This is a genomic window from Oscillatoria sp. FACHB-1407 (genome assembly GCF_014697545.1).
GTDB lineage: Bacteria > Cyanobacteriota > Cyanobacteriia > Elainellales > Elainellaceae > FACHB-1407.
In genome coordinates, this window is record NZ_JACJSA010000005.1 from 133,597 (window position 1) to 144,804 (window position 11,208).

7 protein-coding genes and 1 pseudogene are annotated in these 11,208 nt (G+C 50.5%); 5 read left to right on the forward strand and 3 right to left on the reverse strand.

Annotated elements, in window-relative coordinates; all coding sequences use genetic code 11:
- Positions 1-498: 498 nt before the first annotated feature.
- The 5 genes and pseudogenes from truB to H6G89_RS10385 all read left to right on the forward strand — a co-directional run.
- Entirely contained in the window at positions 499-1,401 is a 903-nt protein-coding gene (truB, locus tag H6G89_RS10370) for a tRNA pseudouridine(55) synthase TruB (protein WP_190505729.1), read from the forward strand.
- Positions 1,401-1,523: a hypothetical protein gene (locus H6G89_RS35655; protein WP_255519389.1), complete on the forward strand. Its 123-nt coding sequence runs from the start codon at positions 1,401-1,403 to the stop codon at positions 1,521-1,523. The genes truB and H6G89_RS35655 overlap by 1 nt, the downstream gene beginning before the upstream one ends.
- A complete protein-coding gene (locus H6G89_RS10375; protein WP_190505731.1) occupies positions 1,499-1,660 on the forward strand; it encodes a hypothetical protein in 162 nt (53 codons plus the stop codon). The genes H6G89_RS35655 and H6G89_RS10375 overlap by 25 nt, the downstream gene beginning before the upstream one ends.
- The gene (locus H6G89_RS10380; RefSeq protein ID WP_190505733.1) at positions 1,620-2,783 is read left to right on the forward strand and encodes an IscS subfamily cysteine desulfurase; all 1,164 of its coding nucleotides are present in this window, start codon (positions 1,620-1,622) and stop codon (positions 2,781-2,783) included. Before H6G89_RS10375 ends, H6G89_RS10380 begins: the two co-directional genes overlap by 41 nt.
- 386 nt (positions 2,784-3,169) lie before the next feature.
- Positions 3,170-3,430, forward strand: a pseudogene (locus H6G89_RS10385) (DUF1830 domain-containing protein); the annotation flags it as partial.
- A gap of 675 nt (positions 3,431-4,105) precedes the next feature.
- Here the strand turns inward: H6G89_RS10385 and H6G89_RS10390 are convergent.
- From H6G89_RS10390 to pflA, 3 genes are all read right to left on the reverse strand, one after another.
- On the reverse strand, positions 4,106-6,865 hold the full coding sequence (locus tag H6G89_RS10390) for a bifunctional acetate--CoA ligase family protein/GNAT family N-acetyltransferase (protein WP_190506116.1): 2,760 nt from the start codon (positions 6,863-6,865) through the stop codon (positions 4,106-4,108).
- A gap of 701 nt (positions 6,866-7,566) precedes the next feature.
- The gene (adhE, locus tag H6G89_RS10395; RefSeq protein ID WP_190505737.1) at positions 7,567-10,215 is read right to left on the reverse strand and encodes a bifunctional acetaldehyde-CoA/alcohol dehydrogenase; all 2,649 of its coding nucleotides are present in this window, start codon (positions 10,213-10,215) and stop codon (positions 7,567-7,569) included.
- 86 nt (positions 10,216-10,301) lie between these two features.
- A complete protein-coding gene (pflA, locus tag H6G89_RS10400) occupies positions 10,302-11,030 on the reverse strand; it encodes a pyruvate formate-lyase-activating protein (RefSeq protein ID WP_190505739.1) in 729 nt (242 codons plus the stop codon).
- Positions 11,031-11,208: the final 178 nt, after the last annotated feature.

An 11,208-nucleotide genomic window follows, 5' to 3' on the forward strand; every position in this document is an offset into this window, starting at 1 on the left:
GGGAAGAAAGAAGAATAAAGGAAAGGATAAAGGATGAAGGATCAAGGATAAAAGGGGTAAGGAAAGGATAAAGGATGAAGGACAAAGGATAAAAGGGAAGAGACGTGATTTATGTGTCTTGCAAAGGAAAGAAGGGGTAAGGAAAGGATAAAGGATGAAGGACAAAGGATAAAAGGGAAGAGACGTGATTTATGTGTCTTGCAAAGGAAAGACAGAAAAAAGAAGGAGTAAGAGAAGGATATCGGCAGGGGTGAAGCATCCGATAGAAAATTCTGGTGTTGCTGATCCAACGGGTGAATTCCGTCGGGGTGTTTTGCGAAACGCCCCTACAGCGATGGGCAGTATGCTTTGCCCCATACAAGCAAAATTGCGATGAAGTTGGAGATCTTATGCGCCGAATAGTTCGCCCATACGAACGGGGTTAGGTTGCGGTAGAATGCAGGATCTTTAGATGAGTTCGACATCATTTGCTCTCTGCCTTCTGCCCTACACAAACCCATGGATGGATTTTTGAATTTAAACAAGCCTGCCGGATTAACCTCTCATGATTGCGTGGCAAAGGTCAGAAAGCTATTGCGGCTCAAGCGAGTCGGACATGGTGGAACCCTCGACCCTGCCGCAACCGGGGTATTGCCGATCGCCCTGGGACGCGCCACGCGGTTGTTGCAATATCTGCCATCTGGGAAAGCTTATCAGGCGACGATTCGCTTTGGCATGACAACCACCACCGACGATTTGGAGGGGGAGGTGTTAACGAAAACGCCTGCTCCTGAGCTGAATTTGGACACTGTAAAGGCACTGTTGCCGCAGTTTTTGGGGACGATCCAGCAGATTCCTCCCAGTTACAGTGCGATCCAGGTGCAGGGCAAGCGGTTGTATGACCTGGCGCGATCGGGACAGGTGGTAGAGGCCCCCGTACGAACGGTGGAAGTGTATGACATCGAGATTTTGGAGTGGCGATCGGGCGAGTTCCCCGAACTGGTGGTGGCGATCGCCTGTGGTGCGGGTACTTACATTCGGTCGATCGCTCGCGATTGGGGAGCTTTGCTCAACACAGGGGGAACCCTCGCTGCCCTGATTCGCACGGAAAGCAGTGGCTTCCAGCTTAAGGACAGCCTCACCCTGGAAACCCTAGCCGAGCAAATTCAGGCACACACCTTTCAACCCATTCCCCCAGCGATCGCTCTTTCCCACCTACCCACGATTTCCCTTGATGAGGCTCAGACCAAACGCTGGTGTCAGGGACAGCGGATTGAATTATCTGAAGCGATCGATTCTGCAACTGATATTTTTCAAGTTCGTCAGGGCGATCGCTTCCTAGGCATCGGCAAATTGATTACCCTGGAGACAGTGCCTCATGTGGTGCCGCAATTGGTCTTTGCTTCAGATGAGAAGGGGTGATGGTCAATGGTCAGTGGTCAATGGTCAGGAGTCAATGGTCAATGGTCAGTAGTCAATGGTCAATGGTCAGTGGTCAGGAGTCAATGGTTAGTAGTCAATGGTCAGTGGTCAATGGTCAGTAGTCAGTGGTCAGTGGTCAGTGGTCAATGGTCAATGGTCAATCATAGATAGCGATTCTCACACCCTCACACCCTCACACCCTCACACCCCCCACGGCCATGCCCATCTACCTCGACTGCCACGCTACAACTCCCGTTGACCCACGAGTGCTGGATGCCATGCTGCCCTACTTCACGGAGCACTTTGGCAATCCCGCTAGCCTGACCCATGCCTACGGGTGGGAGGCAGAAGCGGCAGTGAAACTGGCACGAGAAACCCTGGCAGATGCCATTAAAGCAACTCCCGAAGAAATCGTATTTACCAGTGGGGCGACGGAGGCAAACAATTTAGCCATCAAGGGAGTGGCAGAAGCCTATTTCTCCAGGGGACGACATCTGATCACCGTACAAACAGAGCACAGTGCCGTGCTTGACCCCTGCCGTTATTTGCAATCTCTCGGTTTTGAGGTAACGTATTTACCCGTCCAACCGGATGGGCTGATTGACTTAGACCAGTTAGAAAAAGCGTTTCGACCGGACACGATTTTAGTCTCAGTAATGGCAGCCAACAACGAGATCGGGGTGTTGCAACCGCTAGCAGCGATCGGCGAGTTATGTCGGCAGCACAGCGTTCTATTTCACACCGATGCGGCTCAAGCGATCGCCAAAATTCCGCTGGATGTCAATGCAATGAACATCGATCTGATGTCGCTGACGGCTCATAAGGTCTATGGTCCCAAAGGGATTGGCGCATTGTATGTACGACGACGCAATCCCAGAGTGCAACTGGCTCCACAACTGCATGGTGGGGGTCACGAACGAGGGATGCGATCGGGCACATTATACACTCCCCAAATTGTCGGGTTTGCCAAAGCGGTGGAACTGGGCTTGGCAGAAATGCCCCAGGAAACGGAACGGGTGCAACGACTGCGCGATCGCCTCTGGTCGGCGTTGGAACCCCTGGGTGGCGTTTACCTGAATGGTCATGCAACTCAGCGACTCGCCGGAAACCTCAACATCAGCGTCGAGGGAGTAGATGGGCAGGCTTTGCTCCTGGGCTTGCAACCGATCGCTGCCGTTTCCTCGGGGTCTGCCTGCTCTTCCGCCAAAACTGAGCCGTCGCATGTGCTCACGGCATTAGGGCGATCGCCTCAATTAGCCTATGCGTCTCTCAGATTTGGCATCGGACGCTTTAACACAGCCGAGGAAATGGATCAGGTCGCAGCAGGGGCGATCGCTACGATCACAGCACTACGCAACACAAACACCCAAAACCTTTATTAATCTCTTTCAAAAGTTTGATTGACCAAGTAGAAATACTTACCTTAAAATAAATAAGAAATATTAAGATCCTTAATAACTGCCATTAATTTAAAGATGGTGTGTTTTCAGAAATCGCTGTTTGAATATTTTGTGTTGTTCTAGTCTCTTGTATCACAGACATCAGATTCAATTAGACGAGATCAGGGCATAATTGTCCTCAGGATTTTTAGAACATGTTATATCAAGTTACGAGTTCGTTTTCCTAGTCTACAGATCCGATTGGGGCACTATCGCCCTTGCTGGAACCGAGGCAAAGTGCCGAATCTATTACAACAGCGTAATGGCAAGGCAACGTAGCACTGCTAAGCAGTGCTGTTTAACAATGTGTTGAGTGAGGCTACTTCAAAATGACTCAGATTTTAGATCAGTTACCGACCGATTTCTCTAATCCGGTGCTTTGCTGTTACGTCAATGCAACCAGTCAAATTCAGATCGCTCGAATCGTTAACATTACCAACTGGTATTTCGAGCGAGTAGTTTTTCCTGGGCAACGCCTGATGTTTGAAGCACCAACTCACGCTCAGTTAGAAATTCACGTCGGTAATCTGGCGACCTCCATCTTGGCGGATCACATTCCCTGTGATCGGCTCCAGGTCGAGGAGAATGTGATGAGTGGTGTCTCGTAGATAGTCATTAGTCAATGGTCAATGGTCAATAGTTAATAGTTAATAGTCAGTGGTCAGGAGCCAGTGGTAAGGAGTCAGTAGTCAATAGTCAATAGTCAATGGTCAATGGTCAATAGTTAATAGTTAATAGTCAGTGGTCAGTGGTCAGGAGCCAGTGGTAAGGAGTCAATAGTCAATAGTCAGTGGTCAGTGGTCAGTGGTCAGGAGCCAGTGGTAAGGAGTCAGTAGTCAATAGTCAATAGTCAGTGGTCAGGAGTCAGAAGTTAGGAGTTAACGATCATTCGTTTATCGCTCGTTAATCATTAACTATTGACCACTAACCATCAACCATTGACCGTTGACCGTTGACCATTAACTATTGACCATTGACCATCAACCATTGACCATTGACCATCAACTATTGACCGTTGACCATCAACTATTGACCGTTGACCATCAACTATTGACCACTAGCCATCAACCATTGACCGTTGACCATTGAACGTTGACCATCAACTATTGACCATTGACCATCAACCATCAACCATTGACCATTGACCATTGACCATCAACTATTGACCATTGACCGTTGACCATCAACCATCAACCATCAACTATTGACCATTGACCATTGACCATCAACTATTGACCATTGACCATTGACCATCAACCTCTTTCCTAAAGAATCAACTCTGCCCGCACAACTGTTGGATCTGCTGTGCGTTTAATCCGAAAACCGAGTTTTTCGCAAACGTGCTGCATTCCCGTGTTCTCACCCAGAACTTCGGCATTGATCCGCTCCAGTCTCTCATCGCGCCCCACCTGAATTAAGCGACGGAGCAACTCGGTTCCCAAGCCCTTACATTGATACTGGTCACTCACGAGCATGGCAAACTCCGCCTCATTATTGCCATGTAGCTTGCTCAACCGGGCTACCCCCCAAACTTCTTTCGTGTTGGTTTCGGGGTCGTGGTGTTCTGCGACCAGTGCCATCTCGCGATCGTAGTCGATGAAGCAGAGCCGCATCAGGCGATCGTGTGTAGTGCGCTGGCTGAGCTTCACCATGTGGAAATAGCGCAAATAGATGCTGCGCTCAGACAGAGTTTGGTGGAACTGACGCAACAGGGGTTCATCTTCAGGGCGAATGGGGCGAATCGTGACGGGGGTATCATCGCGCAACGTCCATTCTGAGACGTATTGAATAGGATAGGGACGAATTGCCAGTTTGGGCAGGTCTTCTGCGTGAGTACCTTTTGGATGAATAACGACCCGCGCATCCAGAGCCGTCAGTGGTTGGGAGGAGCCACTATCCAGGGGTTTCACTAGCAGGGGATTGATGTCAATCTCCTGAATCCAGCGTTGTTCAACGATGAGTTGGCTAAACCGCACTAACAATTGCTCCAGTCCGGGCAGGTCAACCGCAGACCGTCCCCGCACCCCTTTGAGGGCTTTGTAGATTTGCGTCTGTTCCATCAAACGACGCGCCAACGTGGTATTGAGGGGAGGCAGGGCGATCGCACTGTCCTGGAACACCTCCACCAGTTGCCCACCAGAGCCAAACAACAACACGGGACCAAATTGCGGGTCGAGGTTGCTGCCGATGATGATCTCATACCCATCCAGTTTGAGCATGGGTTGTACGGTTACACCATCAAAGTGCTCTGCACCTGCTCTCTCAGCTACGGTAGAGGCGATCGCTCGATAGGCTTGTCGCACAGCTTCCGCATCCTTAAGGTTGAGTTGCACACCACCCACGTCGGTTTTGTGGGTGATGGTTTTGGAATAGAGCTTGAGCACCACCGGATAGCCGATCGCCTCCGCCTGTTGCAGTGCCTCCGCTTCACTAGCAGCGATGTAGGTTTCCACAGTGGGAATGCCGTATGCCATCAGCAGTTGTTTGGACTCGTATTCTGTCAGAATGGTGCGGTCTTCGCGATGAGCCGTGTCAATGATTTGCCGAACCAGGGTGCGATCGGGCGTGAAATCGGCATCAGCAGGTAACACAGGGGTTTCATAGATGCCCTGAAGGTTGTAGCTCGATCGCCACATCAAGCTAAAGACTCGTGCTGCCGCATCGGGATAACGATACGTCGGGATACTGACACTGTTGAGAATGGCTTCCCCGTGCTCAATGTCGGAACCCCCCATCCAACTGGCGAGAATCGGTTTGCCCGCGATCTTGGCGTAGGATTTCAACAACTCTGCCGTTTTCACAGGTTCCGTCACCGCTTGTGGGGTCAGAATTACCAGCACACCATCGCTGTTGGAATCTTGCGCCAACACCTCCAGCGTTTTGGCATAGCGGGTTGCATCAGCATCTCCCAGAATATCGACGGGGTTGTTGTGGCTCCAGTGAGTGGGCAAAAAGCTATTGAGCGAGGTTTTAGCCTCTTCGGTCAGGTCTGCCAGTTCACCCCCAGTAGCAATCAGGGCATCGGTTGCCAGCACCCCAGGTCCTCCGGCATTAGTGATTAGCGTCAGGCGCGGTCCTTTGGGGCGGGGCTGTTTTGCCAACACTTCTGCCATGTCAAATAGGTCAGAGATGCGATTGACCGACAGTACACCACACCGTCGAAATGCCGCTTCCAGAACAGCTTCGCTGCCTGTGAGTGCCCCGGTGTGAGAGGCCGCCGCTTTAGCCGCCGCTTCAGTGCGTCCCGCTTTGATCACAATGATGGGTTTAGTCAGGGCAACTTCCCGTGCTGCCGAGAGGAACGATCGCGCATTGCCAATCGACTCCATGTAGAGCACGATGCTCTGAGTGTTGGGGTCATCGCCCAGATAGTAAATCAAGTCGCCCCAATCCACATCCAGCATGGAGCCGATGGAGATAAAGGAACTGAAGCCGACATTCTCCTGGAAACTCCAATCCAGAATAGCAGTACATAACGCCCCACTCTGGCTGATAAAACCGACATTACCGGGACGTGCCATCTTGCTGGCAAAGGTGGCATTCAAGCCACTGATGGGGTTCATCACGCCCAAACAGTTGGGACCGATCAACCGCATTTTGCTGCGGCGCACATGATCCAGCAGTTGCTGCTCCAGTTCAATGCCTGCGGCTCCGGTTTCTTTGAAGCCTGCCGAGAGGACGATCGCCCCTTTTACACCAACATCAGCACACTGCCGGATAATATCAGGAACCGTCTTCGCCGGGGTCACGATAACGGCTAAATCTACAGGATCAGGCACATCGGCGATCGAGGGATAGGCTTTGATGCCTAAAACGCTGTTGCGTTGAGGGTTGACGGGAAAGATCGTGCCCCCAAAGGAACTGCTAACTAAATTCCAGAGCAGGGTACGCCCCACACTTCCCTGGCGTTCTGTCGCACCAATCACCGCCACCGATTTTGGTGCAAAGATGAAGTCTAAAGGTTGGCGATCGCTCCGCAAAATATCGTAGGCTGGATCAGGGGCACTGTGAGTTTGGGTTTGCATGGGTTGCCTCTCTAAGAAAGGAGTATGAGAAGGGGCGACACTTCCCATGCTATTGACGGAAATGGATGTGAGTGAATTCATGAGGAATCCTTTAAGAATGTGAGACAGGAAGAAAAAGAAAGAAGAGAGAAAAAAAGAAAGATGAAGCTTAAGTCTCACGCAAACAAACTGTAAAAAAGGGGTGAGATAATCCCACCCCGCATCGTCTACGACAACAGTTGTTCAAGGTTTTCTAAGGCGATGACCCCATCGGGCAAATTGCTTTGTATCGCCCATCGCACCATATCGTTTTGGATGAAGCTGAGGTGCATATCGAACCCTCTGCAATAGTTCGACCTCCATCCCTTCTTCCAATAAAGAGCTACCGAGTATACACAGGTTCTCTCAGCCCCCCTAAATCCCCCAATTCTGGGGGACTTTGAGTCCTCGCCAAGCATCGTGTCACAACTCGAAGTACCCGTACTTGGAACCGATGCGAAGCACGCTTTTGGGTTAACCGACACACCTTCTGCTAGGGGGTTTGGGGGAGGCAGTGGCGTCCCCCAATTGGGGGTTTGGGGGAGACTCCCCCAATGCCTGGTTCTCACATAATTTGGAGAAAAGCAGAGATTTATATGCACCGTAGCTCCTTATAGGAGAGAGGCTTGTGGTTCCTCCTTCCCTCAAAGGGAACGAGGATAGGAGGTTAGGTTCTCAAACGTTTACTGCGTCACCAATTCAGGTTCAGCCTCACCGGACTCGCTGTTAAACAGTGCGGCATCGAGTCTACATCCCTGAAAGGCCAACACATATAGCTCTTTCAGGTCGTTAATCAGCGGATAGCGAGGATTTGCCCCGGTGCATTGATCATCAAACGCCTGCTCTGCCATCTCTTCCACTTTTTCGTAGAATTCCCGGTCTTCGCCCTTGAGCGTTTCCTTAATCGTGGCAGGAATATCAAGTTGATGTTTCAACGTTTCGATCACCTCAATCAGTTTTTCCACCTTCTCATCGGGGGTGTTGCCTCCCAATCGCAGATAGTCTGCAATTTGGGCATACCGATCTTTGGCGTTGGGATACTTGTACTGCGGGAAGATGGCTTGCTTGAAGGGCACATCGGTTGCGTTGTAGCGAATCACATGAGAGATCATCAGGGCATTCGCCAAGCCGTGAGGCACATGGAAGGTCGATCCCAGTTTGTGGGCCATCGAGTGGCAGACTCCCAGGAAAGCATTAGCAAATGCCATTCCGGCGATCGTTGCGGCGTAGTGGACTTTCTCTCGTGCGATCGGGTCTTTGGCTCCGTTGGCGTAGGCACTGGGCAGGTATTCAAACAACAGGGCGATCGCCTCCAGTGCCAAGCCATTGGTGAACTCACTCGCAACTACTGACACATAGGCTTCTAGCGCATGGGTCAGGGCATCAATGCCACCAAAGGCAGTCAGACCTTTGGGCATATTCATGACCAATTCCGGATCAACGATCGCCATGTTGGGGGTCAACGCATAGTCGGCAAGGGGATACTTGATTCCGGCTTTTTCATCGGTCACAACGGCAAATGGAGTGACTTCTGAACCCGTGCCCGATGTGGTAGGAATCGCCACCATCATGGCTTTTTGTCCCAACGCTGGCAGTTCATATACCCGCTTGCGAATGTCCATAAACCGCATCGCCAAGCCTTCAAACTCCACTTCGGGCTGTTCATACATCAGCCACATCACTTTGGCAGCATCCATCGGAGAACCACCCCCGATCGCAATAATCACATCGGGTTGATAGCTCCGCAGCAGTGCCAATCCTTTGTTGACGGTGGCGAAAGTGGGATCAGGCTCGACATCGTGAAAGATGTCATATTGCACCCCAATTTCTTCTAAAACGCGGGTGACATGGTCAAGCACACCCAACTTAAACAACGGAGTGTCCGTCACAATGAAGGCACGTTTCTTATCTGCCAACTCCCGCAGTGCCACAGGCAGACACCCATACTTGAAGTAGATCTTGGGCGGCACCCGGAACCACAGCATGTTTTCTCGCCGCTGCGAAATGGTTTTGATGTTGAGCAGGTGATGCACACCTACGTTCTCCGACACCGAGTTGCCACCCCAACTACCGCAACCCAGGGTCAGCGACGGGTCGAGCTTGAAGTTATACAAATCGCCGATCGCCCCTTGCGACGATGGCGTGTTGATCAACACCCGCGCGGTTTTCATCGTATTCTCGAAGTAGGCGATGTCATCTAGATTGGCAGGATTGGTATAGAGCACTGCCGTGTGTCCGGGACCCCCAAAGTTGATCAGCTGCACTGCTTTGCCAACCGCATCATTAAATTGGGTTGCTCGATACATCGCCAAAATGGGAGAGAGCTTTTCATAGGCAAAAGGCTCATTAACGCTGATGTCGGTCACTTCCCCAATCAACACCTTCGTTCCTTCAGGAACAGTGATCTCAGCCTGTTTTGCCAGGTCAGCGACCGTTTGTCCGACGATCGCCGCATTTAAGCGTCCATTCTTGAGAATTAAACTGCCAACTTTTTCTTTTTCATCAGGCGTCAGGAAGTAGGCACCGCGAGCGAAGAACTCCTGTTTCACCTGCTCATACACGGCATCCTCAACGACCACCGATTGCTCAGAGGCGCAGATCATGCCGTTGTCAAAGGTCTTGCTCAACAGAATGGAGCTAACTGCGGTTTGAATATCTGCCGTTGCATCAATTACCGCCGGGGTGTTGCCTGCCCCCACACCCAGTGAGGGGTGCCCCGAAGAGTAAGCCGCTCGTACCATGCCGGGACCACCCGTTGCCAGAATCAGCTTCACATCGGAGTGCTGCATCAAGGCTTGTGACAACTCTACAGTAGGTTCGTCAATCCAGCCGATGATATCTGCTGGAGCACCTGCGGCGACAGCTGCATCGAGGACTAATTGAGCCGCCGCGATCGTGCAGTTTTTGGCACGGGGGTGAGGCGAAAAGATAATGGCGTTGCGCGTTTTGAGCGAAATCAACGCCTTAAAGATAGCTGTTGAAGTCGGGTTTGTGGTGGGAATAATACCTGCCAAAATGCCCACAGGCTCAGCAATTTTTTGCACACCAAATGACTTATCTTCTTCAATCACACCACAGGTTTTTTCGTGTTTGTATTTGTTGTAGATATACTCTGACGCAAAGTGATTTTTGATCACTTTATCTTCTACAACCCCCATTCCTGTTTCTGCAACAGCCGCTTTTGCTAATGGAATTCGAGCACTATTAGCAGCCTGTGCTGCTTTCTTAAAAATGACATCGACTTGCTCTTGTGAAAAAGTAGCAAACTTCTCTTGTGCAGCTTTCACTCGCTGAATTAGTGCTTCAAGTTCTTGAATGTTGGTAACAGTCATGATAGTTTTCCTTTCTTGAGTTCTTCTGGGCTTTGAGTCAACAATCGATCGCTTCTGTCAACCTTGAAACACGTCGCTCTAATTAATCAGGCAGCTTTAAGTCCTCGACTTTCAAAAATATGAATGGTTTGATCCACTACCTCTGATGTTGGAGGTTGGGTATCTTTGAGTTGATAGTCATAGCCCAATTGCTCCCACTTGTATTCACCCATTTTGTGAAAGGGCAGAATTTCAACCTTTTCAACGTTTTTCAGTGTGGCTACAAAATCTGCTAATCCTTCAACATTGGGAGTTGGATCGGTCAAACCGGGCACTAACACAAACCGAATCCAGGCGGGTTTGTGAATTTCATTCAAATACCGAGCAAATTTGAGGGTGGGTTCGATGGAGACATGAGTTACGGTCGTGTAAAGGTCAGGGTCAAAGGATTTGATATCCAACAAGACGAGATCGACATATTCCAAAACGGGTTTAGCAGCTTCTAAATCGGTATAACCTGAAGTATCCAGAGCCGTATGAAAGCCGCTTTCCTTGCATCGTTTCAGCAACTCACGGACAAACTCCGGTTGCATCAATGGCTCACCCCCGCTCACCGTGACTCCTCCTGGAAACTGAATGTAGGAGGCGTAAGCCTGTATCTCGTGCATCAGATCATCTACGGTGGCTTCTTTGCCATCGGACGGATGGCGACAGTCGGGGTTGTGACAATACAGACAACGCAGCGGACATCCTTGAGTGAAAACCACAAAGCGGAGTCCAGGACCATCAACCGTACCACAGGTTTCAATCGAGTGAATGCGTCCAGTAGTTGTCATAAAGACAGAAATGAGAGGGTTGCTGTAGACGAGAAATGAATGGAGTCGTGAGATTTCACAGTCCTCAAATTCGTTTCTACTTTGAGTTATAAGGCAACAATTTGAGGAAGTTGTGAGGCACAGAAATAGGGTTAAAAGAAAGGGCGATCGCCCCTTTAACAGACGATCGCCCCTAACC

Bases quoted from the DNA above. Each gene is read 5' to 3' on its own strand.
- truB (WP_190505729.1), top strand. From the start codon at position 499: ATGGATGGATTTTTGAATTTAAACAAGCCTGCCGGATTAACCTCTCAT.
- H6G89_RS35655 (WP_255519389.1), top strand. From the start codon at position 1,401: ATGGTCAATGGTCAGTGGTCAATGGTCAGGAGTCAATGGTCAATGGTC.
- H6G89_RS10375 (WP_190505731.1), top strand. From the start codon at position 1,499: ATGGTCAGTGGTCAATGGTCAGTAGTCAGTGGTCAGTGGTCAGTGGTC.
- H6G89_RS10380 (WP_190505733.1), top strand. From the start codon at position 1,620: ATGCCCATCTACCTCGACTGCCACGCTACAACTCCCGTTGACCCACGA.
- H6G89_RS10390 (WP_190506116.1), bottom strand. From the start codon at position 6,865: ATGCAAACCCAAACTCACAGTGCCCCTGATCCAGCCTACGATATTTTG.
- adhE (WP_190505737.1), bottom strand. From the start codon at position 10,215: ATGACTGTTACCAACATTCAAGAACTTGAAGCACTAATTCAGCGAGTG.
- pflA (WP_190505739.1), bottom strand. From the start codon at position 11,030: ATGACAACTACTGGACGCATTCACTCGATTGAAACCTGTGGTACGGTT.